Here is a 24,926-nt window from a genome sequence, read left to right on the forward strand (position 1 = left end):
GCTTTGCGAGGCCTGTTAAGGGCATCGGCCGTCAGCGTAAAGCCCCGCGCTCAGTTGCGCCCGTAAAACACATTCTCCACATGCACCGGCCAGCGGCGCGGCATCACCGCCACCATGTCGAAGCGCACGGAAAGCTGCCCATAGTCAGGCTGGCGGGAGAGCCACAAATCGGCCGCACCCTCGATGCGACGCTCCGAACTGCAGGCCACCGCCTGCATGGCCGCCACAAGGGTCGGCCGTGCCTTTACCTCGACAATCAGCACGAGGTCGCCGCGCCGGGCGATGAGGTCGATTTCGCCGAGTTTTGTGCGGTAGCGCCGTGCGACGATGCGGTAGCCTTTCAGCATAAGCGCGAGTGCCGCAAGCCATTCACCACGGTGTCCGCGCCTGTAGGCCTTGCGTCGCGCCAGCGTATCAGTCACCGCTACCTTCCCTCAGTTCAAGCAGGCGGCGGTAGAGAGCCTGCTTCTGCCCGCCGGTCATGCGCGCGGCTTCGGCAGCTGCCTTGGAGGCCGGCATTTCGGCGGCCAGCGAAAGCAGCAGGCGGTCCACATCCTCGGCTTCGGCGGCTTGTTCGAGCGGCGGGCCGACGCAGATAACGATCTCGCCCTTGGGCGTCGGCGCTTCGGCATAATGGGCAGCGAGCGCGGCAAGCGTGCCGGTGCGCACCTCCTCGAACGTCTTGGTGAGTTCGCGGCCGATTGCCGCCCGGCGGTCGCCATAGACGTCTGTCATGGCGGCAAGCGTGTCGGCCAGCCGGCGCGGCGATTCGAAGAAGATCAGCGTGGCCGGCGCGGCGGAAAGCTCGGAAAGACGGGTGCGGCGCTGGCCGTCCTTCACCGGCAGAAAGCCGGCAAACATGAAGGTGTCCGAAGGCAGGCCCGAAGCGGTCAGCGCCGCCAGCACGGCCGAAGGGCCGGGGATCGGCACCACGCGGATGCCATGCTCTTGCGCCTGCTCCACCAGGCGATAGCCGGGGTCGGAAACCAGCGGCGTACCGGCATCCGAGACGAGCGCTACGCTGCGGCCGCTTTCCAGCGCTTCGATCAGGCGCGGGCCGGCCTCGGCGGCATTGTGCTCATGATAGGGCGTCGGGCGCTGGCGGATGCCATAGCGGTCGAGCAGCACGCGGGTGACGCGGGTGTCCTCGCAGGCCAGCACATCCGCGCCGGCCAGCGTTTCCAGCGCGCGCAGCGTGATGTCGCCGAGATTGCCGATGGGGGTGGCGACGAGATAAAGCGCCACTTCCAGCGGCCGGGCGGCGATTTCCGTCTGTCCGATCATGAAACTCTTTTTGCCGCTGTCCGTGGTCACTTCGGTCTCCCGATGGCTTTGTTTGCTGTTGGCGTCAGGCGCGGTAGGCGACCAGAACGGCACCGGCGGCGATCAGCGCGATGCCAAGCCAGTTCGCTCCGCTCAGCCGCTCACCAAGAAAAACGACACCGAACACCGCGACCAGAACCACGCTCAGCTTGTCGATCGGCGCCACTTGCGCTGCGTTGCCCAGCTTCAGCGCGCGGAAATAGCACAGCCACGACGCACCCGTCGCCACTCCGGACAGGATAAGGAATGTGTAGGTTTTGGAGGAAATGGAGCCCAGCGTCTGTGCCTGACCGGTGGCCATCACGATGCCCGCGATCACCAGCAGGATGACCACGGTGCGGATGAGGGTGGCGAAATCGGAATTGACGTTCTCCACGCCCACCTTGGCGAAAATGGCGGTCAGCGCCGCGAATGCCGCCGACAGCACCGCCCAGAACTGCCAGGATGTGAAAAGGGTCATGGGCTGGCTTCTCTCCGCTGCGACGTTCACTGCGGCTGTAGCATTTTGGGGAGGGGAGGGAAATCGCGGACAGGACGAAGGCGTCAGTAAGGGCGCAAACCCCAACTATTTACCGCGCCAGATCGGCCACCACCGCATCCAGCACGATCATGCCTGATGGCGTGGCGCGCAGACGCGAATTGCCCACCGGCGCAACCAGTCCCTCGTCCTGCAGGATCGACACCCGCCGCGACGACAGCGAGCGGCCCGAAAGCATTTCGTAGCGGGCGAGGTCGATGCCTTCGACGAGCCGAAGCCCCATCAGAAGGAACTCGTCGGCCTCTTCATCACGTGTCAGGATCTCGCCGTCGATGATGCCGTGGCCGCTGGCCTCCACCAGCCCGGCCCATGTCTCCGGTACCTTTTCCGCAATCGTCACCACGCGCCGGCCGTCCTCCACAAAACGGCCATGCGCGCCGGGCCCGACGCCGACATATTCGCCATAGCGCCAGTAGGTCAGGTTGTGACGGCTTTCCGCGCCGGGCCTTGCGTGATTGGAAATCTCGTAGGCCGGCAGGCCATGCGCGGCGGTTACTTCCTGCGTGACCGCATAGAGTTCGGCCGACATGTCCATATCGGGCAGTTCGAATTTGTGCGCGGCATGGAGCGTGTGGAAGCGCGTGCCTTCCTCGATGGTGAGCTGGTAAAGCGACAGATGGTCCGCTGCGTGGCCGATTGCCCGCTTGAGTTCGGCCGCCCAGGCATCGGGTGTCTGGCCGGGACGCGCATAGATGAGATCGAACGACAGGCGCGGGAAGGTTTCGCGCGCGAGTTCGATGGCGTGCAGCGCTTCCTCGACATTGTGCAGCCGGCCGAGAAAGCGCAGGTCGGCATCGTTCAGCGCCTGCACGCCGAGCGACACGCGGTTGACGCCGGCGGCGCGATAGCCGCGGAAACGCTCTGCCTCGACGGAGGAGGGGTTGGCTTCCAGCGTGACCTCGATGCAGTCCGGCACGGTCCAGTTCTTCGCCACCGCTTCCAGCACCGCGCCGACCGTCTCGGGCTTCATCAGCGAGGGTGTGCCGCCGCCGAGGAAGATGCTGGTCACCTCGCGCGGGCCGGTGCGCTGGCGCATGGTCGCCAGTTCGGTCGCAAATGCCCGGGCAAAACGGTCCTGGTCCACCGGCTGGTGGCGGACATGGCTGTTGAAGTCGCAATACGGGCATTTGGCCGCGCAGAAGGGCCAATGGATATAGATGCCGAAGCCCGGTTCCTTGCCCGTCAAGATAATATCCTTACGCCGCGCCAAGCATGGCGCGGGCGAATTTCTGGAAGGCGCGGGCACGGTGCGACAGCGCCGTTTCCTGCCCCGGCTTCCAGCCATGCTTTTCCTCAGCCGTCATCTCGCCGAAGGTCTTGTCAAAGCCTTCCGGGAGGAAGACAGGGTCGTAGCCGAAGCCCTTTTCGCCGCGCGGCGGCCAGACGAGATGCCCATCGGCTTCGCCGCGGAAATATTCGGTGTGACCGTCCGGCCAGGCCACGCAGATGACGGCCACAAAACGGCCGGTGCGCTGGTCGCGAGAAACCGCACCGGCATCATTCATGGCATCTTCGGTGCGCTGCATGGCCATGCCGAAATCGCGGCTGCCATCCGGCTTCTCGGCCCAGTTGGCGGTATAGACGCCGGGTTGCCCGTCGAGCGCGTCCACGCACAGACCCGAATCGTCCGACAGCGCCGGCAGGCCGGTTGCGGTGGCGGCGGCAAGGGCCTTGATGGCCGCGTTTTCCTCAAACGTGGTGCCGGTTTCGTCGGGTTCGGGAAGGCCGAATTCCTTGGCCGATTTCGCCTTGAAGCCGAAAGGAGCCATCAGGTCGGCGAATTCGCGCAGCTTGCCTTCATTGTGGCTGGCAACGACGATTTCGCGGTCGGTCAGAATGCGCATTCATATACCCCAGATACGTGGTTCGGCGATCTCCAGCGAGTTGCCTGACGGATCGCGGAAATAGATCGAGCGGCCGCCATTCGGCCATTCGAAATCGGCTTCGATGGCAACGCCTTGTGCCCCCAGATACGCTTTCCAGCGCGCGATTTCATCGGCCGTTCCGGAAAAGCAGAGATGTCCTTCACCCACCGTGCCATGCGGTGGCACCGGCAGCTTTGCGCCGGGCGCAGGCGGCTGTCGGGTGGCTTCGGCGTTGAACAGCAACAGCACACCCCGTCCGCAGCGGAAGAAGACATGCCGCCCCGGCACCTTGGCGATGCGCTCCAGCCCCATCACCCCGCCGTAGAACTTTTCAGCAGCGTCGAGGTCGGTGACGTAGAGGGCACTTTCGAGGATGCCGGAAGGGGTCATTCGATGTCTCAGCCCACCGCCATCTGCTGCAGGCTCACCAGCCGCGAAATGCCCTTCTTGGCCAGGCCCATCAGTGCCGAAAATTCTTCTTCCGAGAAGGGCGCACCCTCGGCCGTGCCCTGAATCTCGACGATGCCGCTCCTGCCGGTCATGACGAAATTGGCGTCGGTGCCAGCGGCGGAGTCTTCCAGATAGTCGAGGTCGAGCACCGGCTGGCCGTCACAAATGCCGCAGGAAATCGCCGCGACATGGTCCTTCAATACCTTGGAGACGGAAACCATCTGCCGGGCTTCCATCCAGCGCAGGCAGTCGTGCAGCGCCACCCAGCCGCCGGTGATTGCCGCCGTGCGCGTGCCGCCATCGGCCTGCAGCACGTCGCAGTCCACCGTGATCTGCATTTCGCCCAGCGCCTGCAGGTCCACCACGGCGCGCAGCGAGCGGCCGATAAGGCGCTGGATTTCCAGCGTGCGGCCGCCCTGCTTGCCGGTTGCGGCCTCGCGGCGCATGCGGTCGCCGGTGGCGCGCGGCAGCATGCCGTATTCGGCCGTCACCCAGCCCTTGCCGGTGTTGCGCATCCAGCCGGGAACCTTTTCCTCGAGGCTCGCCGTGCACAGAACATGCGTGTCGCCGAACTTGACGAGGCAGGAGCCTTCCGCATGTTTGGAGACGTTGCGCTCGAAGGTGACAGGGCGCATTTCGTCGGCTTGGCGTTTGGAAGGGCGCATGCGGTTCTTTCCGTGGGAAGATTGAAGTTGTTCGAGGCGGCTTGTAGCCCCATGCAGGGTCCGGCGCAAAGGAAAAGCGGAGCGCGTACCGCGCTTGTGTTGGCGGCACCGGAATCTCTATATCTTGATTCCAGAGGTTTGGTGAAACGATGACGAAGCCTGTGATCGATCCGATATTGCAATCCCTCGACATGCGCTCGCGCGAGATTTTCCGCCGCATCGTCGATTCCTATCTGCGCGACGGCGAGCCCGTGGGGTCGCGCAACCTGGCGCGGATGCTGCCGGCCACGCTTTCGCCGGCCACCGTGCGCAACGTGATGAGCGATCTGGAACAGCTCGGCCTCATCTATGCGCCGCACATTTCCGCCGGCCGCCTGCCCACCCAGCAGGGGCTGCGCTTTTTCGTGGACGCCTTCATGGAAATCGGCGATCTCGCCGAGGACGAGCGTCGCACCATCGAAACGCAGCTCAAGGCGACGGGCAGCGGCGCCACGCTGGAGCAGATGCTGACCGATGCCAGCCAGATGCTGTCGGGCCTGTCGCGCGGCGCCGGCCTGGTGCTGGCGACCAAGAACGAGGTGCCGCTCAAGCATATCGAGTTCATCCAGCTCGATCCCGGCCGGGCGCTCGCCATCATGGTTTCGCAGAACGGCGATGTGGAGAACCGGGTCGTGGAACTTCCCGCCGGCGTCACCGCCTCGCAGCTCATCGAAGCCTCGAACTATCTGACCGCCCATGTGCGCGGGCGCACGCTGGCCGAGGCCAAGGTCGAGGTTGCCCGCCGCAGGCAGGAAACGCAAAGCGCGCTCGACACGCTTTCGCAAGAGCTGGTGGAGCGCGGGCTTGCGGTCTGGGCGGGCTCCGAGGCCGGCCTGCCGGCGCGTCTCATCGTGCGCGGGCGTGCAAACCTGCTCGAAAATCTCACCGCGCAAGCCGACATCGAGCTGCTCAAGCACCTGTTCGAGGATCTGGAAACGCAGGAAAGCATGGTGCAGCTTCTCGATCTGGCCGAGGCGGGATCGGGCGTGCGCATCTTCATCGGCTCGGAAAACAAGCTGTTTTCGCTCTCCGGGTCTTCGCTGGTGGTGGCGCCATACCGCGATAAGGATGCCCGCGTCATCGGCGCGCTCGGCGTGATCGGGCCGACGCGGCTCAACTATGCCCGCATCGTGCCGATGGTGGACTATACCGCCCAGCTTATCTCCCGCCTGTTGACCTGAAACCGCGTGCACCGTGGAACCCGGCGCACTCATGAACCGTTCGTGAACGGACAAGCGGGATACGGCACGTTATCATCCGTGCCGTGCGGGTCACGGTTTCGTCGTGACGGCTGGTGCGTCAGGGCGTTTCGGTGACCGTTTCCAACTGCGGAGGAACGGTAATGGCAAGTTTTCATGTCATGGCAGGCGCCGCCGGGAGGTACAACCAGGTCGCGGTGCGCAAGATTGGCTTTTCGGATGTTATCGCGGCGTTGCGAGAAGGCGCCCGGGATTTTTGGGAAAAGCCCTCGCATTATTTCTTCCTGTGCCTGATCTATCCTATTGTCGGCGTTGTGCTGGCGACGTGGACCTCGGGCAACAATGCGTTACCGTTGCTGTTTCCGCTGATGTCCGGCTTTGCGCTGCTGGGCCCCATCGCGGCGCTGGGTCTCTATGAAATCAGCCGTCGCCGCGAGGTCGGCATGGATGCGTCCTGGCGGCGTGCTTTCGAGGTGCGCCGTTCACCGGCAATGCCGTCCATTGTCGTCCTCGGCATCTGGCTTTTCGCGCTGTTCATCGCCTGGCTTTTGTGCGCTAAGGCGCTTTATGTGTCGTTGTTCGGGCCTGACGCACCGGCTTCGATGAGCGTCTTCTTCAACGATGTTTTCAACACCGACCAGGGCATGAAACTGATGCTCTGGGGCAACCTGATCGGACTGGCCTTCGCCATCGTCGCGCTGGCAACCACCGTCGTTGCCTTCCCGCTTCTGCTCGACCGCGACGTCGGCGTGGTGGCGGCAATAGAAGCTTCGGCGCGCACGCTGATGACGAACCCCTTGCAGATATTGTTCTGGGGGCTCATCGTGGCTGTGCTGCTGGTTCTCGGCTCGATCCCGATCTTTGCGGGCCTTGCCGTGGTGGTGCCGATTCTCGGCCATGCGACATGGCATCTGTATCGCAAGGTGGTGGAGCCGGACGCCAGCTTGAGCGCGCAGACGGTTCAGAGCTATTCACCGGCCCGATGAGCGGCTGCAAAGTCTGAGCCAACGTCAAATCGAGGAGGACGATCGATGGCACTGGAACAGTTGAAGGCGCAGATCGACCTCCTCATGCAGCAGATGGTGGACCAGCCGGAGGACGCGCACGAAATCCAGGAGCTCCTGCGAGAGAAGCTGAATGGTCTGCGCGCCATGGGCATGCCGCTGCCAGCCGATCTGGTCGATCTCGAGAGGAAGCTCGATTCCGGTTTTGGCAGAACGGCGAAATCCGCTAAGGGTCAGGCTTCGACCGAATAGGAAGTGCCGAACCGACAAGCGGCGCCGATTTGCCGGACCGGCATTGTCAGCCACGCGACCCTTGCAGTTGCATGTTGAAATTCACCAGATTGGAATAGATCGGCGTGCCGGCATCCATGCCATAGAGCGAACGCAGCACCTGCCCCTGCACGTGGAAGTTGATGTTGCGGGCATTGCGGCGCTCGACGGTGGCGTTGAACACGGCCTTGTGGGTCCTGCCGCGCGCTGTGAGATTGCCTTCGATACGGGCACTGTCGGGTCCGGTTCGCGTCACGCTGGTGGAACGGAACACAATTTCCGGATAATTGGCCACGTCGAAGATCGCGTCCGAACGCAGAAACGTTTCGACGCGTGTCTCGCCCGTTCTCACACTGGCAGGCAGCAGGGTGAAGTTGACATTGGATTTGCCGATATTGCGCCCGTCGATGCGGAAGGTGCCGCGAAATTTGCCGAAATCGCCCTTGATGCCACCGCCGGCGACCTGGCCGACGCTGAAGCTGATATGCGAGGAGGGGTCGATGCGGTACTTGCCGGCGGCATCCGCGAGTTCATCGGCATGTGCGACGCCGGCCAGGATAAGAAACGCCAATGCCAATCCGGCGCCGGTCATTGAGGTCGATGCGGTGGTTTGGTCGGGCATGCTTGCCTCCTGTCAGGTTTCCGCAGATTGGTTGTTTCCTCGTCAGCCTCATTTCCTCGCGGGGGCCACATACGTTTCAATATGCCGTCGCGCAGCCAGAATTCATGCCTCAGTGCCGCCAGCATATGGCCGGTGGCGATGGCTGCCGTGGCATAGGCGAGCCATTGGTGGATCACACGCCAGAATTCCTCCGTCGCTTCCGACCGGCTCATGGGCAGGTCGGGAATGACGACCACGTTGAAGGCGAAGCTCGGCACGCCGAGCGTGGAGGTGGAAACCAGCGCCCAGCCTGTCAGCGGCAACACAAGCATCAGCAGATAGAGCGAACCCTGAACGGACTTCGCGGCCATCCATTCGCCATGCCCGAGGGCTGGCGGGCGGCGCGGCCACCGGTTCGTCGCGGCCCAGAGCAGTCTGAGCGCGGCCAGGGCGAGAATGAGGAAGCCGAACGATTTGTGCCACTGGATCAGCGTGAATTGCAGCGCCATGCTGGCCACCCAGCGCGGCGCCAGGCCCAGCAGCATCTGGCCAACGAACAGGGCTGCGATCGTCCAGTGGATCAGGATCGCCACCAACCCGTAGGAACTGCTTCCGTTACGCAGCATCTCCGGCTGCCTTGAAGTTTGAATCAGCGACGTTTTCGCCCGCGCGCGATCCGAAAGGCCCATTGCAAAGGCGATCGCGCGTGCGATTATAGCATCAGATTATCTGACATTCGATTGCGAGCCTCGTTTCATGACCTTCGCCGGATTTCTTGCCTATGGCGGTGCTCTTGCCGTCGCCGCCGCCATTCCGGGGCCGGGGCTCACTGCGCTGATCGCACGGGCGCTGGGGTCCGGTTTCCGGTCGTCGCTTGCCATGTCGCTCGGCCTCATTGTCGGCGACCTGACCTATCTGACGGCGGCGGTGCTCGGCCTTGCTTTGGTGGCGCAGACCTTCGGGGAAGTCTTCCTGGTCATCAAATGGCTCGGCGTGGCCTATCTCGCCTATCTTGCCTGGACGTTCTGGAGAAGTGGCATCACGCCGGAGAATATCGAGGCGCGCAAGGGCAAGGGCGGGCTCTTCACCGCTTTCCTGTCGGGGCTCACCGTCACGCTCGGCAATCCCAAGACCATGGTCTTCTATCTGGCGCTGACGCCGACTCTCGTCGATCTGCGCACCCTGACGGTTGCCGACTACGCAATGCTGGTGAGCGTCACAATCGCGGTGTTGCTTGTCGTCCTCGTGCCCTATCTGGCGCTAGCCGCGCGGGCGCGCTGGCTGCTTAAAACCCCGCGCGCGCTGAAGGCCCTGAACCGCACTGCTGCTGCCTTCATGGCGGGTGCGGCGGCAGCCATCGCCGCACGCTGATATATCGAATTGTGGTATTTTGTTCCAAAATTATGCATGGAATGAGGACAAATTTCTGAATTCTCACGGGTTTGTGCATATCCTCCGCTCGGATTTTTCTGCTGGCGCCCTATCCTTGGGCAAAGTCCTCCCAGGCTATCGGAGCAGCATCATGAACAAGCCCGTCATCAACACGCGCGTACCCGGCCGTGGTCGCGTGTTCAACTCGATCACCGAGACAATCGGCGACACGCCGCTGGTGCGGCTGGACAAGTTCGCGAAAGAGAATGGCATCGTCGCCAATCTCATCGCCAAGCTCGAATTCTTCAATCCGATTGCGAGCGTCAAGGATCGCATCGGCGTCGCCATGGTCGAGGCGCTGGAAGCGGAGGGCAGGATCAGGCCCGGCAAGACGACATTGATCGAGCCGACCTCCGGCAACACCGGCATCGCGCTTGCCTTCACCGCCGCCGCCAAGGGATATCGGCTCATCCTCACCATGCCCGAAACCATGTCGGTCGAGCGCCGCAAGATGCTGGCGCTGCTTGGCGCCGAACTGGTGCTGACGGAGGGCGCCAAGGGCATGAAGGGGGCCATCGCCAAGGCGGACGAACTGGCCGCCAGCATTCCCGATGCCGTCATTCCCCATCAGTTCGAGAACGAGGCCAATCCGGAAATCCATCGCCGCACGACGGCCGAGGAAATCTGGAACGACACTCACGGCCAGATCGATATCTTCGTCGCCGGCATTGGCACCGGCGGCACCATCACCGGCGTCGGCCAGGTTCTGAAGCAGCGCAAGCCCGATCTGAAGGTCGTTGCGGTGGAACCTGAGGCCTCGCCGGTGCTTTCCGGCGGCCAGCCGGGTCCACACAAGATACAGGGCATCGGTGCCGGTTTTGCGCCGCAGGTGCTCGATACATCGGTCTATGACGAAGTGGTGCGTGTCACCAATGAGGAGGCCATCGCAGCCGCCAGGCTGGTGGCGAGGCTGGAAGGCGTGCCGGTGGGTATTTCGGCGGGCGCCGCACTGCAGGCAGCCAGCGTCGTGGGGTCTCGGCAGGAAAACGCCGGCAAGAACCTTGTCGTCGTCATTCCCGACTTTGCCGAGCGCTATCTGTCGACTGCGCTGTTCGAGGGCATCGCAGGTTAGGGGGCTGGGCCGCTGAAAAAAACGGTGTGCCTTGATGCCGCCCGGTTGAGCCGCGGTAGATTTGAGTTCAGTTTCCGCTGACCGGCATTGGCCGGTTGGCGGAGGATTTCATGTATAAGCTCTATACGCGTCCCGGCAGTGGCGGTTTCGTTGCCGAAGCGGCATTCGCGCTTGCGGACGTGCCCTATGAACGGATCAATGTCGCCAAATCGGAGGCGGCCGATCCGCAATTCCGAGTGGTCAGCCCGCTGGGACAGGTGCCGGCGCTGGCGCTTCCGGAAGGCGGTTCGATGACCGAGTCCGCCGCCATCTGCATCCTGCTGGGCGAACGGTATCCGGAAGCGGGACTCGCGCCCGGTCTCGGCGACGAGGCGCGCGCGGATTTCCTGCGCTGGATGGCGTTCCTGTCATCGGCGCTCTATCCAGCCGTTCTGCGCCGCTATTATGCACCCCGTTACACTGCCGATCCCGCCGGCAAGGTCGCCGTGGAGGATGCGGCAACGGCCGAGATCGATCGCCACTTCGCGGTGGTCGACGCGCAACTTGCCGGCCGCGACTGGCTGGCGGGCGAGAGGCTGTCGCTTGCCGATGTGTATTTGCTGATGCTCTATTCCTGGCATCCCGAGGCGGAAGGCGCGCGCAGTTCGTTCCCTAATGTCGAGCGTGTTTGTGAAGGCTTGCGGCAACATCCTGTTCTGAGAGAGTTGAACGCCGCGCATGAACTGTGGTGAAGCTCAGGCAACGCGGCCATCTTCCGTGCGACGAGTGTAGCAATTCAGCGTGACCTAAACCCTTCGTCGCACAAACGGAGATTGCGGGTTGGCATTTCGCTTCCGCTGTCTAAACTTCGTCGGCTCGCCGTTCGCAGCAATGGCGCAGCGACCATAAGGGAGGACATGCATGCTCAATCTCAAAACCCGTATTCTGGCCGCAAGTGCTGTGGTGCTGACGCTTGGCTTCGGCAATCTGCCGGCCCGCGCGAGCGAGTTCATCAACGTGCTGACCGGCGGCACGTCCGGCGTCTACTATCCGCTCGGCGTCGCGCTGTCGGAGATCTACGGCAAGGGCATCGAGGGCGCGCGCACGCAAGTGCAGGCCACCAAGGCATCGGTCGAAAACCTCAACCTGTTGCAGCAGGGCAAGGGTGAGATCGGCTTTTCGCTCGGCGACTCGGTCAAGGCCGCCTGGGAAGGCGATGCGGAAGCAGGCTTCTCGAAGAAGCTGGACAAGCTGCGGGCAATCGCGGCGATCTATCCCAACTACATCCAGATCGTGGCCAGCAAGGAAAGCGGCATCAAGGACCTTGCCGACCTGAAGGGCAAGAGCCTGTCGGTCGGTGCGCCCAAATCCGGCACCGAACTCAATGCGCGCGCTATCTTCGAAGCGATCGGCATGAAATACGAAGACCTGTCGAGGACGGAATATCTGCCTTTTGGTGAATCCGTGGAGCTTATCAAGAACCGCCAGCTCGATGCGACGCTGCAGTCGGCCGGTCTTGGCGTGGCCTCCATCAAGGATCTGGCGGTGTCCGTGCCGATCAATGTCGTTTCGGTGCCCACCGAAGTGGCCGAAAAGCTCGGCGCTCCTTTCCAGGCTGCGACCATCCCCGCCGGAACATATGACGGGCAAGCCGACGACGTGCCGACGCTGGCTGTTACGAACATCCTCGTCACCAATAGCGACGTGTCCGATGAGACCGCCTATCAGATGGCCAAGCTGCTGTTTGAACATCTCGACCAGCTTGTCGCCGCACACAGCGCCGCCAAGTCGATCAAGCTTGAAGACGCGGTAAAGGGCCTGCCCATTCCGCTGCATCCCGGCGCCGAACGCTATTTCAAGGAGAAAGGGCTGATCCAGTAAGGATTCGCAACTGGCTCCGGAACGGGTGGGCGAGATGTCCGCCCGTTTCCGACCCTGATGCGAACGGAGGCTCGAATGGCGTCAGACCAGAATTCCCCGCAAGCGAGCGCAGCCGATGCGTTTCATGATCCTACCGGAAGCGGATTTGCGCAGACACGCGAGGGACGCTTTCTCTTCTGGGTGGCGGTTGCGTTCTCGCTTTATCAGATCGCGACGGCCGCCCATATTCTCAACATACCAAGCCAGGTGCTGCGGGCCTTCCATGTCGGCTTCCTGATGCTGCTGGCCTTCCCGCTGGTGGCGGCTGCGCGCGGCAGCGGCGTTCCTGGCAAGGCGCTGGCCTGGGCGCTTGCGCTGGCGGGCGTGGCGGTGGCTGCCTATCAATATATCGAATACCAGCCCCTGATCCTGCGTGCCGGCGATCTCAACGATATCGACATTGCCTTCGGCGTGATCACGCTGGTCACGGTGTTCGCCGCGGCCTATGTGATGATGGGGCCGGCGCTGCCGATCATTTCCGGCGCTTTCCTGCTCTACGCCCTGCTCGGGCAATACCTGCCCGCGCCGCTGGATCATCGCGGATATGACTTCCGGCAGGTCATCGACCAGATGGCCTATGGCACCGAGGGCATATACGGCATCCCGATCTATGTTTCGGCCACCTACATTTTCCTGTTCATCCTGTTCGGATCGTTTCTTGAGCGGGCAGGCATGATCCGGCTGTTCACCGACGTTTCGCTGGGTCTTGTCGGCCATGCGCGCGGCGGTGCCGCCAAGGTGGCGGTGATTGCTTCGGGCATGATGGGTACGATCTCGGGATCCGGCGTGGCCAATGTGGTCACCACCGGCCAGTTCACCATCCCCCTCATGAAGCGCTTCGGCTATCGTCCGGCATTTGCCGGCGGTGTGGAGGCGACTGCATCGATGGGTGGCCAGATCATGCCTCCGGTGATGGGGGCCGTGGCATTCATCATGGCCGAGACGCTGGGCATTAAATATTATGAGGTGGTCCAGGCCGCGCTCATCCCGGCCATACTCTATTTCGCCTCGGCCTTCTGGATGGTGCATCTGGAAGCCGGCAAGAACAACCTGCTTGGCATGAAGAAAGCCGACCTGCCATCGCCGCTGGCGGCGCTGCGCAAGGGCTGGTATCTCGTCCTGCCGCTGGCGGTCCTCGTTTATCTGCTCTTTTCCGGCTACACGCCGCTTTATGCCGGCACCATCGGGCTGGCGCTGACGTTGCTGCTCATTCTGGGCGGCTCGGTGGCGCTCGGCTTTCCCTCGATGGCCTTACGCGTGATCTTCTGGATTGGCCTGGGCTTGATCTCGGCGAGTTTCTTCAAGTTCGGCATCAATGCGATCCTGGTGGCTGGCGGGCTGCTGATCGTCGCCAACCTGTTCGTGTCCGGCGGACGGGAAACGCTGGGGCTTTGCCGGGATTCGCTGGCAGAGGGCGCGCGCACCGCCTTGCCCGTAGGCGTGGCTTGCGCCGTGGTCGGTATCATCATCGGCACGATGACGCTTACCGGCGTCGCCACCACCTTCGGCCAGTTCGTGGTGTCGGTCGGCCAGTCCAGCCTCATGCTTTCGCTGTTGCTGACAATGGTCATGTGCATTGTGCTGGGCATGGGCATCCCGACGATCCCAAACTACATCATCACCTCTTCCATTGCGGGACCGGCATTGCTGGAGCTTGGCGTGCCCTTGCTCGTCAGCCACATGTTCGTGTTCTATTTCGGCATTCTTGCAGATCTCACCCCGCCGGTGGCGCTTGCCTGCTTTGCGGCCGCGCCGATCGCGCGTGAAAGCGGCCTGAAGATCGCCATGGAAGCCATCAAGGTTGCGGCGGCCGGCTTCGTCATCCCGTTCATGGCGGTCTATACGCCTGCGCTCATGCTGCAGGAGGGCGGCACTCTGGCTGCCGCAATCGGCTTCTGGCCGGCTGTCGTCTATATCGTCATCAAGACCAGTCTTGCTGTCGGGCTGTGGGGTGCCGCCGTCATCGGCTTCCTGCGCGGGCGCATGCTGTGGTGGGAGCGGCTATTGGCTACCGCCTCGGCCTTCACGCTGGTGGCGGCAGTGGCGCTGACGGACGAGATCGGTTTTGCACTCGGCGTGATCGTCATTGCCGTCCACTGGCATCGCACCGGCCGGGCCTCGGCGGCAGACCCTGCCGGCGTTGGCAAGGAAAGTGCGGACCCGGCCGGCCGATGAGTATCTGCATCCTTGCCGGCGGCAAGCTCACCGTGCTGGCTGCGGCTGCCTTCACGCTGTCATGGACGCATTCGGTGGAAAAGACCCGCTGGCAGGAGAACTGGCAGGTCACGCCTGCCGGGCAGCTGCGGATCGTGGAAGCGCGGGTGGAGGGTTCGGGGGCGGGCATGGACCCGCCCGAGGGCTCGGTGATGCAGGATGGCTGGTGGGTCTATGTTCCGGCAGTGCCGGTGCAACAGCAGATCGTGCTGGCGTCCTCGGGCGCGACCGGCGCGGGTTGGTCGTTATGCACGCAGGAGCGCTGCCTTGTTCTGGGCGCGGCGCGGGGTGCGCCCGTAACGCTCAGTGCGTGCGACGAGGCCGCTCACTGAAAGGAGGCGTGAGGCTTCAGCGTCGCCTTGCGGCGGGCACAGGCCGGACCGGGCCCGCGCATGTAATGGCGTTCCGGACGGTAGGTCGGAGCGATGAATTCGCGAAGCGCGAGCGCATAGGTGATAATGCGATTCAACAGTGCCATCGTCGTCAAAATCCTGATCCTCGGCCGCCCCTGAATCCGATGCGATCCACACTAGCGGATGCTCGTGAATAAGCGGTGAACGCGCCGTTAATCTTTGCCTGAAAATGACGTCGAAAATGGCCGAAAAGCGGAGATTTGCGGGCCTTTCTCCGGCGCCGCGCACATGGCCGTGGAGTGTGCCGGAAAGGTCACAGAAAAACCGGCTACGGGGGGCGCTGAGTCGGATTTTCCGCGACCAGTGGCTATCCGAGAAATGCCTTCTCGAAGGCGCGTTTGCCGGGTGGTGAAAAGATGACGGCGCGGCTGCCCGGCTCGCGCCGTGCCCATTTCTCGGAGATGATCTTGTCGAAGATGGCCGCGCCCAGAGAGCCGGCCAGATGCGCGCGCCGTACGCTCCAGTCCAGGCAGGCGCGGCAGACGGGACGGCGGAATGTCGCGAGCGCATCAGGTTCGATGCCCACGGCACGAAAGAAGGAGGGGCCTGCCGCGCCCATGCCGATGATTTCGCCATCGCGGATCAGGATGCTGCGCTCCAGGAAACCATCCAGCATGGCCACCGCCTGATCGCCGGCAAGGTGGTCATAGCAGATGCGGGCCTCGCGCATGGTCGCCTCGCGCGGGCCGGGACGCACGCGCTGCGGACCCATGCTTGCCGCCACGCCCATGATCGTTTCCAGCATCGCGGCGATCTGCGGATTGGCAAGGCCGTAATAGCGATGGCGTCCCTGCGCTGTCAGCGCCAACAGCCCACCGTCCATCAGTTTCGACAGATGCGAACTTGCCGTTTGCACGGTGACACCCGCTTCCAGCGCCAGCTCGCTGGCCGTCAGCGCGCCGCCATCCATCAGCGCAGTCAGCATGTTGGCGCGGGCCGGGTCGCCGACCAGGCTGGCAATGCGGGCTATATCAGGTCCGTTACGCATAGTTCGATCCTAATCGAAGCATTTACGCAAGCCAAGCGCTACTCTTCACCCCATGAAGACGAAAACACTCGATGAAAGATGCACCGGCGCGGCTGCTGAAATAGCGGTTTCCGACCGGCCAAAGCCTGTCACAATGCTGTTGGCGACCCTGAGGCAGATCGCCTTCTGGTACGAGCGCTGGCGGCAGCGGCAGGATCTCGCCGAACTGGACGACCACATCTTGCGCGACATCGGCATTTCTCCCCGCGAGGTAGAGCGTGAATGCGCCAAGCCGTGTTGGCGGCGCTGAGCGAGCATGGCACGAAAGCAAGTGCCGAGGTTTCGATGGAGATCGAACCATCATTGTTCGAAAAGGAAGGAGACAAAGATGACCATCACCTGCTTCATCCGCTATGAGATCGAGCCGTCCGGTAAGGCGGATTTCGAGCATTATGCGCGCAACTGGGGCCAGGCCATCCCGCGCTGCGGGGCTGAGTTGATCGGCTATTTCGCGCCGCACGAAGGCTCCGCAACCACCGCCTACGCGGCCTACAATATCGACAGCCTTGCCGCCTATGAAGCTTATCGGGCGCGCCTTGCCGCCGATCCCGTCGGTCGCGAGAACTATCTTTTCGCGCAGGAGAAAAAATTCATTCGTCGCGAGGACCGCATTTTCCTGAAATGCGTCTCGCTACCCCATGCTTCGCTGGTGCAGCCATGATTGCGGTTATCTTCGAGGTCACTCCGGCCGAAGGCTGCAGCGATGCCTATCTGGGCCTTGCCGCCGACCTGCGTCCGTTGCTTGAGGGCACCGACGGCTTTCTTTCGATTGAGCGCTTCCAGAGCCTGTCCGATCCCTGGCGGCTTTTGTCGCTCTCCTTCTGGCGGGACGAGGCGGCGGTAGCGGCCTGGCGCAATACGGAAGAGCATCGGCAGGCGCAAAGGGCGGGGCGCGGCGGTATATTCGCCAACTACAGGCTGCGCATCGCGCATGTCCTGCGCGACTATGGCATGCAGGAGCGAGGGGAAGCCCCGGCCGATAGCCGGAGCGTTCATGGCTAGCGCATGACCTGCGAAAAGTTGCGGACTGGCGCGCGATGACGCTTCAAGGAAAAGTCATTGCGCGCCGGACGCCGCACCGCACTGTCAGGAACTGCCGATCAGCACGCCTGCGCCCAGCACCAGTGCGCCGCCCAGCACCACTTGCAGGGTGGCGCGCATCCAAGGCGTTTCCATGAAGCGGTGCTGGATGAATACGATGGCCCACAGTTCGAAGAACACCACGATGATGGCGATGGTGGTGGCGGTCCAGAAATCGGTGATGAGGTAGGGCAGGGCATGGCCCAGCCCGCCCAGCGTCGTCATGATGCCGCAGGCAAGCCCGCGGATCAGGGGCGAGCCACGCCCCGAAATCCTGCCGTCGTCATGCGCGGCCTCGGTGAAGCCCATAGAGATACCCGCGCCCACCGAAGCCGAGAGGCCCACAAGGAAGGTCTGCCAGGTGTCCTGCGTGGCGAAGGCGGCGGCGAAGATTGGCGCCAGCGTGGAAACGGAGCCGTCCATCAGGCCGGCGAGACCCGGTTGCACCATGGTGAGGATGAACTGCCTGCGTTCCGTGGCAGCTTCCTCGGCCCGCACATCGTCTGTCAGGAGTTTGTGGCCGAGCCGTGCGGCAAGCGATTCATGCGTCTTTTCGGCGGCGGCCAGATCGCCCAGAAGCTTGCGCGTGGAGGCGTCGGATGTGCGCTTGGCCGCTTCGATATAGAAGCGATAGGCCTGCTCCTCCATCTGCTCGGCCATGGCGCGCACCTTGTCGAGCCCCAGCGGACGCACCAGCCAGTCGGGTTTGCGTTCGTAATAGCCACGCACATGCTCGCGGCGGATCAGCGGGATGCGGTCGCCGAAGCGCTTGCGGTGCATTTCGATCAGCACGGTGCGGTGCCCGTCTTCTTCTTCCGCCATTTCCTCGAACACTTTGGCGGAGTCGGGATATTGATCGGCCAGGCCATCGGCGTAAGAGCGGTAGATGCGGGCATCATCCTCTTCCGAGGAGATCGCCAGAGCGAGGATTTCCTGCTCCGACAGGGAATCGAAGGAGCGGCGGCCAAGGCCGAGGACACGGGAAAACATGAGAAGAATCCATTAGTTTAGAATAGTTCTAAACTATGTGAGTGGCCAGCCGGGGTCAATGGGTCGCCGCTACGACATGGCAGATATGCAATCCGGCGGACCTTTTTATAGGCTTAGCTTTGCCTACATAGGCTGGGTTCAACAATCGGGAGCATGTCTGATGGCAGCCAGCAAGCAGCATATCGATCCCAAGCCAATCCTTGAACTCATCGCCCGGATGGAAGCCGATCTGGAACGCCTCAAGGGGATGTTGCAGCCGCCCGCGCAGGAATTCGACCCGGCCGACCCTCGCAACAAGACGTCGGAAGGCAAGCTGACCCCGGAGGGCGTGGAGTGCTGCTATCGCATGTTCGACGAGGGCAAGAGCCGCTATTCAGTTGCGCGGGCAATGAAGATTTCCTTCGCCGCCGCCACGCACCGCCTCAATTCCTGGCGCAAGGCAGGCGGCAAGAAACGCCAGCGCTTCCTGCTGGGTTAGCTCTCTGTTTTTTCAGTCCAGCGTGCGCCGGAACCGCAGCAGCGCCATGGCCGCGAACAGGAAGACGAAGAACACCAGTGCGGTGACTTCGGCGGCGATGTCCTGCAGATGCGCACCCTTCAGCATGACGCCCCTGATGATGCGCAGGAAATGTGTGAGCGGAAAGATCTCGCCCAGATATTGCGCCCATTGCGGCATGCCGCGATAGGGGAACATGAAGCCCGACAACATCAGCGAGGGCAGAAAGAAGAAGAAGGTGAGCTGCATGGCCTGCATCTGCGTCTGAGAGGCGGTGGAGATCGTGTAGCCAAGCAGCACCAGCGACAGCACAAAGATCAGCACGCTCGATAAAAGCAGCGTCAGCGAGCCGACGAACGGCACGCCGAACAGCAGCTTTGCCGCCACCAGCACCACCACCACCTGTACCGCGCCGACCACCAGATAGGGCAGCACCTTGCCAAGCATGATCTCTGCCGGCGTGGCGGGCATCGCCAGCAGGTTCTCCATGGTGCCGCGTTCGGTCTCGCGCGTCAGCGCCATGGCCGTCATCATCACCATGGTCATCTGCAGTATGACGCCGAGCAATCCGGGAACGATGTTGTATTGCGAGATGGCCTCGGGGTTGTAGCGGCGATGCACGACGACTTCGAGCTGGCTGCGGGCCGCGTCCTTAGCTTGTGCCTGCATGCCCTGTTCGCGCAGCAGCGCCTGGCTTGCCACCGTCCCAAGCGTGGAGACCGCGCCGCTGGCGACGGACGGGTCGGTGGCATCCGCTTCGATCAGGATTCTCGGATTATCGCCGGCGTCCACGCGTCGCGCGAAATCCGACGGGATGGTGACGACGAAGGAAACCGTGCCGTTGGCGATCAGCGCCTCGGCTTCGGCCGCGCTGTGCACCACATGGTCGAAGCGGTAGTAGCCGGTGGTTTCCAGCGCCGAAACCATGGCGCGCGTGTAACGGTCGTTGCTCATCGCCACCAGGGCGCTCGGCAGGCTTTTCGGATCGTTGTTGATGGCGAAGCCGAACAGCAGGAGCTGCATCAGCGGCACCACCAGCATCATGGCGAAGGTGATGCGGTCGCGCCGCATCTGGATGAATTCCTTCATCAGCATGGCGCCGAGACGCTGGAAGGAAAACAGGCCGTTGGTCATTGCATGTTGTCCTTCGAACCGGCCATGAACTGGATGAAGACGTCCTCCAGACTGGTTTCGCCGGCTGCAACCTCGATGTCCTTGCGGCCCTTGATCTTCTCGAGCGTTGCCTCGAGCTTCGCCCGATCCGAGCCCACGACATGCAGCGTCGCGCCGAAAGGTGCCACCTGATCTACGCCCGGCTGGCCTTCCAGTTCGTGCGCTACGTCGCCCAGCCGGGGGCCGGTCACGATGAAGGTCGTCAAGCCGGCCCTGGCGATCACCTCCTCGACGGTGCCGGTGGCGAGCAGCTTGCCGTAGGAAATGTAGCTGATGCGATGGCAGCGCTCGGCCTCGTCCATATAGTGGGTCGAAACCAGTACGGTCAGCCCGCCATCGGCCAGCCGGTGGATTTCGTCCCAGAACTCGCGCCGCGCCTTGGGATCGACGCCGGCAGTGGGCTCGTCGAGCAGCAGCAGCCTGGGCTTGTGCATGATGCAGGCGGCAAGCGCCAGCCGCTGTTTCCAGCCGCCCGAAAGCGTGCCGGCAAGCTGGTTGCTGCGCGTGGTCATGCCCAGATCGGCAAGGGTGCGTTCGACATGCTCCTTCACCGGCTTCAGCTTGTAGAGACGGGCAACGAATTCGAGGTTTTCGGCGATCGTCAGGTCTTCGTAGAAGGAGAAGCGCTGGGTCATGTAGCCCACCTCGCGCTTGATCTTCAGGCTCTCGTTGCGCAGGTCGTAGCCCAGCACCTGGCCTTCGCCTTCATCGGGGGTCAGCAGACCGCACATGATGCGGATCGTGGTGGTCTTGCCGGAGCCATTGGGTCCGAGGAAACCGACGATCTCGCCTTCGCTGACCTGCATGCTGACATGATCCACGACGATTGTGTCGCCGAAGCGCTTGACCAGTCCCTTGACATCGATGGTGTTCATCGGTCTGCCAGCACCACATCGACGATCTGCCCCGGCTGGAGCGGCGAATGAGGCTCCACCGGATGCGCTTCGATCAGGTAGACCAGCTTCTGGCGGGTCTCCAGCGAGTAGATGACCGGTGGTGTGAATTCGGGGTCGGGCGAAATATAGCTGATGCGCGCTTTCAGGTCCGGCGCGCAGCCGTCGCAATGCACCGAGAGCACATCGCCGACCTTCACCGAAGAGAATTTCTCTTCCGGGATATAGACCTTCAGCTTCACCGCGCCGTCCGGCAGCATGGTGATGACCGGCGCCGAAGGGCCTGCCAGATCGCCGGGATTGCGGATAACATCTGTGACCCGGCCAGGCGCTGGGGCTTCCAGAGTGCGCTTGGCAAGACGCCAGCGTGCCGTTTCGAGCTGAGCCTCAGCACTCTTGACCGCATTCTCTGCCGCCTTGATCTCTTCCGGCCGTGCCGGCAGGCGGCCGACCGCCAGATTGGCTGTGCTTTGGCCAATTGCGGCCTCCGCCACCTCCATCTGTGTGGTGGCATCGTCGAGTTGGGCTTGTGTCATCACCCCACGCTTGGTGAGGTCCTGTGTGCGCGCCAGCGTGCGCCGCGCATCATCTGCCTGCGCCTTGGCCGAACGCACCGCAGCCTCCAGCACCGCGATTTCTTCGGGACGCTTGCCGACCTGGAGATCGGCAAGCTGCGCCTGTGCTTGTTCGAGCGCGGCCTGCGCCTGAGCCACTGCGATCCTGGCGTCTGTATCTTCGGTCAGGGCGATCGGCTCGCCCGGCTGCACACGGTCGCCGCGCTTCACCGCCACAGATTGCACCTGGGCAACGTCCAGCGGCGCCAGCTGAACGAATTCGCCTTCCACATAGCCGACGGCGAGCGGCTGGGTGCCGCAGGCCGTCAGCAGCGAGGCGAGGAAAGGGATGGTGCAGAGCAGGCTCATGAATTCGGGTTCTCTCGGGAGGCGAGTATGGCGGCAAGGTTGCGCTTGGCGACCGCGGCGACGGCGTCGGCCTCGCTCGGGCCGATCGCCTGCCAGCCCATTCGTCGCTTCACCGCCTCCTGGCCGATGCGGAAATAGATGACCTGGCCGATAATGGTGAAGACGGTGAGCTTGGTGTCGTCGCTTTCGGCCGGCTCACCGGTGGCCGCCTCCCAGATGGCGCATAACCGCCGGTGCAGCGGTTCGAACACGCCGGCATAGATGCGGTCCAGTGCTGCGGTGGGGTGCGAGAGCTCGCGCAGCAGGAATTGCACGATCTCGCCAGCTTCCGGCCGCGCGACGATGAAATGCACCATGCGGTCGAGCGCGGCGAAAAGCTGCCGGCGTGCGGCATCGGCCGTGTCCGCCGGGTCGCGGATGGGCTGAAAATCGCCCAGTGCCTGCGTGGCGATGCCTTGTATGGTTTCCACGATATAGTCGGCCGCACCCAGTCGCAGCCCTTCCTTGCCACCGAAATGGTAGGCGATCGACCCGATATTGGCCTTGGCAAGCGAGGCGATCTCGCGCGTGGACGTTCCGTCGAAGCCCTTGCTGCCGAAGAGCTGCAAGGCTGCGTGCACCAGCGCCGCACGCGTCTGGTCGCTGCCGGGTGGCTGGCGCCTGGATTGAGCTTTCGGTTCTTTCATGTGTACAATTTAATCAATTGATTGATTAAAGTCAATTGACCTTGTCCATGCCCCTCCGTTGAGGTTTATTCTGAAGCATGGCCAAGGAGATCGAACGCAAGTTTCTTGTCGCGGGCGATGGCTGGCGCGTTGCCATCGAGAAATCGTCATCGATCCGGCAATTTTATCTGGCCGCCGCCCCGGATCGTACGGTGCGTGTGCGCATCCGCGACGGCGCGGCCTGGCTGACGCTGAAATTCGGCGCGCAGGCGCGTGTGCGCGACGAGTTCGAATATCCGATCCCGCTGACCGAGGCAGAGGAAATGCGGGCTTTCGCCATTGGCACGGTTATCGAGAAGACCCGCCACAATGTGCGTTTCGGCGCTCATGTCTATGAGGTGGACGTCTTTGCGGGTGTTCTGTCGGGGCTCGTACTTGCGGAACTGGAAACGTCCGAGGACGTCGCCGACGCCCAGCTTCCCCATTGGCTCGGCCGGGAAGTTACCGGGGAAAGCGCCTACTACAACGCATCGCTCGCTCTCAACGGCAAGCCGGAGAATTCGCCGTGAGCTATCGCATTGAGCCGCAGCGGCCGCTTACAGCCGAGTTCCGGCGTATTGCCGGTTTGCAGATCGACCGGATCATGGATGACCTCGCCGCCGCGCGCACCCTGCCCGAGATCAAGCTGCACGATTGCCGCAAGCAACTGAAGAAGTTGCGCGGGCTGCTGCGTCTCCTGCGCGCGGCCAACGAAAAGCTCCTTGATGCCGAGAATGCGCGATATCGCGACATGGCCCGTTCGCTTGCCGGCGGCCGCGAGGCCACGGCTTTGATCGAGACGGTGGGCCGTCTCGCCAGGGAGTTTCCAAAGGAGGGCAAGGGACTGGCCGGTCTACGTAAGGCTTTGCATTTGCGCAGGGCTCGGCTGCTGCATGAGGCTGCCGGGCTCGATGCCGAGATCGCCGCGGCGCTCGAATCCTGCCGGCAGGGCAGGGAGGTGCTGGCGACACTTTGCCTGCCGGATGATTCGGAGCATGCCGGGGACCTGCTGGCCGGAGGCGCCCTGAAAACCATGCGGCGCACTGCAAGGGCCCTTGTTGCAGCAAGTGATCGTGGCCAGGAAGACATCTTCCACGAACTGCGCAAGGGCGTGAAGTCGCATTGGATACACCTGCTGCTGCTCCACGATTTCTGGCCGCGTCCGATCCGCCCGCGCCGCAAGGCGGTGGAAGAACTCGGTGAGCGCCTGGGCGAGTTGCAGGATATTTTCGTGCTGCGCGGCATATTGCGGGAGGAAGGCGCGAAACTGGCTTCGCGGGAAGAAATCTCGCTGGCGCGACGACTGCTCAAGCGCTCGGAAAAGCGTCTGCGCAAGCGCTGCTTGCATGAGGCCGAACGCCTTTTCGATAACGGTCCGCCCCGCAAGGCGGCACGCCGCCTGGCAAAAAACTACCGCGAGGAAGCACGACCGGACGTGTAGCAACGTCAAGGGTGGGTGAGGAAAACACCGGATGGCTGAACCGCTGCCGGATATACACAGCGGTTCAGCCACCAAATCGAGGCTGTCTTATGCCGCCTCGGCCGGCCGCCGAATACCGGGAGCGGCGGCGAGCACCAGTTCGTCCAGCCCGTCGCCACCGGCGTCGATAATTTCAAACAGGTGCCGGCGCATGCGCGGCTCCCAGAATTTGTTGATGTGTTCGGCGACGCCTTCCACGCCTTCCGCGCGGGGCTTGGAATGGAAGAAGGTCGCGATCTGGTTGGCCATGCGGATCAGCTTTTCGCGCGTGCTGGCCCTGTGTTCATCAAGCGACATGGCGTTCTGCTCCGGAAATAACGCGGTCTGGATTGGTAAAGATGTCGAAGTCGTCGCCGCGCACCAGCGCCACCAGCGTCATGCCGGCTTCCTCGGCCGTGCGGATGGCAAGCGCGGTGGGCGCCGACACGGCTATAATAAAGCGCGAGCCGATAGCGGCCGCTTTCTGCACCATCTCCACCGAAACGCGGGAGGTGACGACAACCGCGCCGCTCGCACCTGTCAAACCGGCCCGCGCAAGCCCGCCGGCAAGCTTGTCGAGCGCATTGTGGCGACCGACATCCTCGCGCGCCATCACGACACCCTTGCCCGGCACGTAGAAACCGGCTGCGTGAACCGCGCCGGTTTCGGCATGCATGGGCTGAGCCTTGGAAAGCAGCCTGACCGACAGCACGATGTCGTCCTGCGACAGCGTCAGCGCTGCATCGCCCACCTGGCAAACGGAGCGCATCGCCTCCTCGATGGATTCGATGCCGCAAAGTCCGCAGCCGACCGGTCCCGCAAGTCTGCGCCGCCGCGCCTGGAAGCGCGTATTGGCTTGGTCCCTGAGGCGGATCTGGATGTCTATGCCTGCCCCGTGATCCTCCACCTCAATGGCTTCGATCTCGTCGCCAGACGAGACGATGCCTTCGGTCAGCGAGAAGCCCAGCGCGAAATCCTCGAAATCGGCGGGGCTTGCCATCATCACCGCATGGGTCGTACCGGCAAAGGAAAGCGCGATCGGCGTTTCCTCCGGCACCATGCGGCAAGCGGCAGTGCTGCCTGTTTCGCGGCGCGCGATGCGGGTGATCTGGGTGGTGGCCGGACGGGTCACGGTCTCCACTTCGTTCCGTTCGTTCTCCGATCCTCCCTTCAAGGGGGAGGGTGAGGTCAGGGCGGT

The 24,926-nt window shown here is 63.1% G+C and carries 33 protein-coding genes; 15 read left to right on the forward strand and 18 right to left on the reverse strand.

The window, feature by feature from the left end:
* Nucleotides 1-50: 50 nt before the first annotated feature.
* From C7441_RS10650 to rph, 7 genes are all read right to left on the reverse strand, one after another.
* On the reverse strand, nt 51-422 hold the full coding sequence (locus C7441_RS10650; RefSeq protein WP_109612844.1) for a YraN family protein: 372 nt from the start codon (nt 420-422) through the stop codon (nt 51-53).
* Nucleotides 415-1,284 carry a 16S rRNA (cytidine(1402)-2'-O)-methyltransferase gene (rsmI, locus tag C7441_RS10655; RefSeq protein ID WP_109612914.1) on the reverse strand — a complete coding sequence of 290 codons (870 nt, stop codon included), beginning with the start codon at nt 1,282-1,284 and terminating at the stop codon, nt 415-417. The genes C7441_RS10650 and rsmI overlap by 8 nt, the downstream gene beginning before the upstream one ends.
* 64 nt (nt 1,285-1,348) lie before the next feature.
* Nucleotides 1,349-1,783: an EamA family transporter gene (locus tag C7441_RS10660; RefSeq protein WP_019169921.1), complete on the reverse strand. Its 435-nt coding sequence runs from the start codon at nt 1,781-1,783 to the stop codon at nt 1,349-1,351.
* A gap of 109 nt (nt 1,784-1,892) precedes the next feature.
* On the reverse strand, nt 1,893-3,047 hold the full coding sequence (gene hemW / locus C7441_RS10665) for a radical SAM family heme chaperone HemW (protein WP_109612915.1): 1,155 nt from the start codon (nt 3,045-3,047) through the stop codon (nt 1,893-1,895).
* 10 nt (nt 3,048-3,057) lie between these two features.
* A complete protein-coding gene (rdgB, locus tag C7441_RS10670) occupies nt 3,058-3,705 on the reverse strand; it encodes an RdgB/HAM1 family non-canonical purine NTP pyrophosphatase (protein ID WP_109612845.1) in 648 nt (215 codons plus the stop codon).
* On the reverse strand, nt 3,706-4,116 hold the full coding sequence (locus C7441_RS10675; RefSeq protein ID WP_109612846.1) for a VOC family protein: 411 nt from the start codon (nt 4,114-4,116) through the stop codon (nt 3,706-3,708).
* An 8-nt stretch (nt 4,117-4,124) separates the two neighbouring features.
* The gene (gene rph, locus C7441_RS10680; protein WP_109612847.1) at nt 4,125-4,841 is read right to left on the reverse strand and encodes a ribonuclease PH; all 717 of its coding nucleotides are present in this window, start codon (nt 4,839-4,841) and stop codon (nt 4,125-4,127) included.
* A 149-nt stretch (nt 4,842-4,990) separates the two neighbouring features.
* Between rph and hrcA the strand changes: the two genes are divergently transcribed.
* The 3 genes from hrcA (at nt 4,991) to C7441_RS10695 (ending at nt 7,335) form a co-directional block, all read left to right on the forward strand.
* Nucleotides 4,991-6,061 carry a heat-inducible transcriptional repressor HrcA gene (gene hrcA, locus C7441_RS10685; protein WP_019169926.1) on the forward strand — a complete coding sequence of 357 codons (1,071 nt, stop codon included), beginning with the start codon at nt 4,991-4,993 and terminating at the stop codon, nt 6,059-6,061.
* 161 nt (nt 6,062-6,222) lie between these two features.
* Nucleotides 6,223-7,065, forward strand: a complete 843-nt coding sequence (locus tag C7441_RS10690) for a DUF2189 domain-containing protein (RefSeq protein WP_109612848.1) — start codon at nt 6,223-6,225, stop codon at nt 7,063-7,065.
* A 45-nt stretch (nt 7,066-7,110) separates the two neighbouring features.
* A complete protein-coding gene (locus tag C7441_RS10695) occupies nt 7,111-7,335 on the forward strand; it encodes a hypothetical protein (protein ID WP_019169928.1) in 225 nt (74 codons plus the stop codon).
* 46 nt (nt 7,336-7,381) lie between these two features.
* On the opposite strand, the gene C7441_RS10700 is transcribed toward C7441_RS10695, so the two are convergent.
* Together C7441_RS10700 and C7441_RS10705 are read right to left on the reverse strand one after the other, a co-directional pair.
* Nucleotides 7,382-7,975, reverse strand: a complete 594-nt coding sequence (locus tag C7441_RS10700; RefSeq protein ID WP_244916115.1) for a YceI family protein — start codon at nt 7,973-7,975, stop codon at nt 7,382-7,384.
* The gene (locus C7441_RS10705) at nt 7,942-8,580 is read right to left on the reverse strand and encodes a cytochrome b (RefSeq protein WP_109612916.1); all 639 of its coding nucleotides are present in this window, start codon (nt 8,578-8,580) and stop codon (nt 7,942-7,944) included. Before C7441_RS10705 ends, C7441_RS10700 begins: the two co-directional genes overlap by 34 nt.
* Before the next feature lie 130 nt (nt 8,581-8,710).
* Between C7441_RS10705 and C7441_RS10710 the strand changes: the two genes are divergently transcribed.
* The 6 genes from C7441_RS10710 (at nt 8,711) to C7441_RS10735 (ending at nt 14,902) form a co-directional block, all read left to right on the forward strand.
* Complete coding sequence (locus tag C7441_RS10710) at nt 8,711-9,325, forward strand: LysE family translocator (protein ID WP_019169931.1); 615 nt, start codon at nt 8,711-8,713, stop codon at nt 9,323-9,325.
* A gap of 151 nt (nt 9,326-9,476) precedes the next feature.
* On the forward strand, nt 9,477-10,457 hold the full coding sequence (cysK, locus tag C7441_RS10715) for a cysteine synthase A (RefSeq protein ID WP_109612850.1): 981 nt from the start codon (nt 9,477-9,479) through the stop codon (nt 10,455-10,457).
* 110 nt (nt 10,458-10,567) lie between these two features.
* Nucleotides 10,568-11,188, forward strand: a complete 621-nt coding sequence (locus C7441_RS10720; RefSeq protein WP_109612851.1) for a glutathione S-transferase family protein — start codon at nt 10,568-10,570, stop codon at nt 11,186-11,188.
* Between the two features lie 169 nt (nt 11,189-11,357).
* Nucleotides 11,358-12,317, forward strand: coding sequence for a TAXI family TRAP transporter solute-binding subunit (locus tag C7441_RS10725; RefSeq protein ID WP_109612852.1), 960 nt, complete (start codon nt 11,358-11,360; stop codon nt 12,315-12,317).
* A 75-nt stretch (nt 12,318-12,392) separates the two neighbouring features.
* The gene (locus C7441_RS10730; RefSeq protein ID WP_109612853.1) at nt 12,393-14,531 is read left to right on the forward strand and encodes a TRAP transporter permease; all 2,139 of its coding nucleotides are present in this window, start codon (nt 12,393-12,395) and stop codon (nt 14,529-14,531) included.
* Complete coding sequence (locus C7441_RS10735) at nt 14,528-14,902, forward strand: DUF1850 domain-containing protein (protein ID WP_109612854.1); 375 nt, start codon at nt 14,528-14,530, stop codon at nt 14,900-14,902. The genes C7441_RS10730 and C7441_RS10735 overlap by 4 nt, the downstream gene beginning before the upstream one ends.
* On the opposite strand, the gene C7441_RS24040 is transcribed toward C7441_RS10735, so the two are convergent.
* Nucleotides 14,896-15,048: a hypothetical protein gene (locus C7441_RS24040; protein ID WP_019169936.1), complete on the reverse strand. Its 153-nt coding sequence runs from the start codon at nt 15,046-15,048 to the stop codon at nt 14,896-14,898. The two genes, C7441_RS10735 and C7441_RS24040, sit on opposite strands and share 7 nt — an antisense overlap.
* A 242-nt stretch (nt 15,049-15,290) precedes the next feature.
* Nucleotides 15,291-15,971 (reverse strand): ArsR/SmtB family transcription factor, encoded by a 681-nt coding sequence (locus C7441_RS10740; RefSeq protein ID WP_109612855.1) that lies wholly within the window; start codon nt 15,969-15,971, stop codon nt 15,291-15,293.
* Nucleotides 15,972-16,104: 133 nt separating this feature from the next.
* Between C7441_RS10740 and C7441_RS10745 the strand changes: the two genes are divergently transcribed.
* The 3 genes from C7441_RS10745 (at nt 16,105) to C7441_RS10755 (ending at nt 17,012) form a co-directional block, all read left to right on the forward strand.
* A complete protein-coding gene (locus C7441_RS10745) occupies nt 16,105-16,260 on the forward strand; it encodes a DUF1127 domain-containing protein (protein WP_109612917.1) in 156 nt (51 codons plus the stop codon).
* 78 nt (nt 16,261-16,338) lie between these two features.
* Entirely contained in the window at nt 16,339-16,671 is a 333-nt protein-coding gene (locus tag C7441_RS10750) for an NIPSNAP family protein (protein WP_109612856.1), read from the forward strand.
* Entirely contained in the window at nt 16,668-17,012 is a 345-nt protein-coding gene (locus C7441_RS10755) for an antibiotic biosynthesis monooxygenase family protein (protein WP_109612857.1), read from the forward strand. Before C7441_RS10750 ends, C7441_RS10755 begins: the two co-directional genes overlap by 4 nt.
* 84 nt (nt 17,013-17,096) lie before the next feature.
* Here the strand turns inward: C7441_RS10755 and mbfA are convergent, their stop codons facing one another.
* The gene (gene mbfA / locus C7441_RS10760) at nt 17,097-18,080 is read right to left on the reverse strand and encodes an iron exporter MbfA (protein WP_109612858.1); all 984 of its coding nucleotides are present in this window, start codon (nt 18,078-18,080) and stop codon (nt 17,097-17,099) included.
* Between the two features lie 160 nt (nt 18,081-18,240).
* Here mbfA and C7441_RS10765 point away from each other — a divergent pair, with 160 nt between their 5' ends.
* Nucleotides 18,241-18,558, forward strand: coding sequence for a hypothetical protein (locus tag C7441_RS10765; protein WP_019169942.1), 318 nt, complete (start codon nt 18,241-18,243; stop codon nt 18,556-18,558).
* 12 nt (nt 18,559-18,570) lie between these two features.
* Here C7441_RS10765 and C7441_RS10770 read toward each other — a convergent pair whose 3' ends face one another.
* The 4 genes from C7441_RS10770 to C7441_RS10785 are packed head-to-tail and all read right to left on the reverse strand — an operon-like array spanning nt 18,571 to nt 22,251.
* A complete protein-coding gene (locus C7441_RS10770) occupies nt 18,571-19,710 on the reverse strand; it encodes an ABC transporter permease (protein WP_109612859.1) in 1,140 nt (379 codons plus the stop codon).
* Complete coding sequence (locus C7441_RS10775; RefSeq protein ID WP_109612860.1) at nt 19,707-20,624, reverse strand: ABC transporter ATP-binding protein; 918 nt, start codon at nt 20,622-20,624, stop codon at nt 19,707-19,709. The genes C7441_RS10770 and C7441_RS10775 overlap by 4 nt, the downstream gene beginning before the upstream one ends.
* The gene (locus C7441_RS10780) at nt 20,621-21,565 is read right to left on the reverse strand and encodes an HlyD family secretion protein (protein WP_109612861.1); all 945 of its coding nucleotides are present in this window, start codon (nt 21,563-21,565) and stop codon (nt 20,621-20,623) included. Before C7441_RS10780 ends, C7441_RS10775 begins: the two co-directional genes overlap by 4 nt.
* Complete coding sequence (locus tag C7441_RS10785) at nt 21,562-22,251, reverse strand: DUF1956 domain-containing protein (RefSeq protein WP_109612862.1); 690 nt, start codon at nt 22,249-22,251, stop codon at nt 21,562-21,564. The genes C7441_RS10780 and C7441_RS10785 overlap by 4 nt, the downstream gene beginning before the upstream one ends.
* A 77-nt stretch (nt 22,252-22,328) precedes the next feature.
* Between C7441_RS10785 and C7441_RS10790 the strand changes: the two genes are divergently transcribed.
* Nucleotides 22,329-22,799: a CYTH domain-containing protein gene (locus C7441_RS10790; protein WP_109612863.1), complete on the forward strand. Its 471-nt coding sequence runs from the start codon at nt 22,329-22,331 to the stop codon at nt 22,797-22,799.
* On the forward strand, nt 22,796-23,710 hold the full coding sequence (locus C7441_RS10795; protein WP_109612864.1) for a CHAD domain-containing protein: 915 nt from the start codon (nt 22,796-22,798) through the stop codon (nt 23,708-23,710). The genes C7441_RS10790 and C7441_RS10795 overlap by 4 nt, the downstream gene beginning before the upstream one ends.
* An 87-nt stretch (nt 23,711-23,797) precedes the next feature.
* On the opposite strand, the gene C7441_RS10800 is transcribed toward C7441_RS10795, so the two are convergent.
* Nucleotides 23,798-24,046, reverse strand: coding sequence for a formate dehydrogenase subunit delta (locus C7441_RS10800; RefSeq protein WP_109612865.1), 249 nt, complete (start codon nt 24,044-24,046; stop codon nt 23,798-23,800).
* Nucleotides 24,036-24,902, reverse strand: a complete 867-nt coding sequence (fdhD, locus tag C7441_RS10805) for a formate dehydrogenase accessory sulfurtransferase FdhD (RefSeq protein WP_425326579.1) — start codon at nt 24,900-24,902, stop codon at nt 24,036-24,038. The genes C7441_RS10800 and fdhD overlap by 11 nt, the downstream gene beginning before the upstream one ends.
* Nucleotides 24,903-24,926 lie beyond the last annotated feature (24 nt).

The organism is Pseudaminobacter salicylatoxidans (assembly GCF_003148475.1).
In the GTDB taxonomy this organism is placed as follows: Bacteria; Pseudomonadota; Alphaproteobacteria; order Rhizobiales; family Rhizobiaceae; genus Pseudaminobacter; species Pseudaminobacter salicylatoxidans.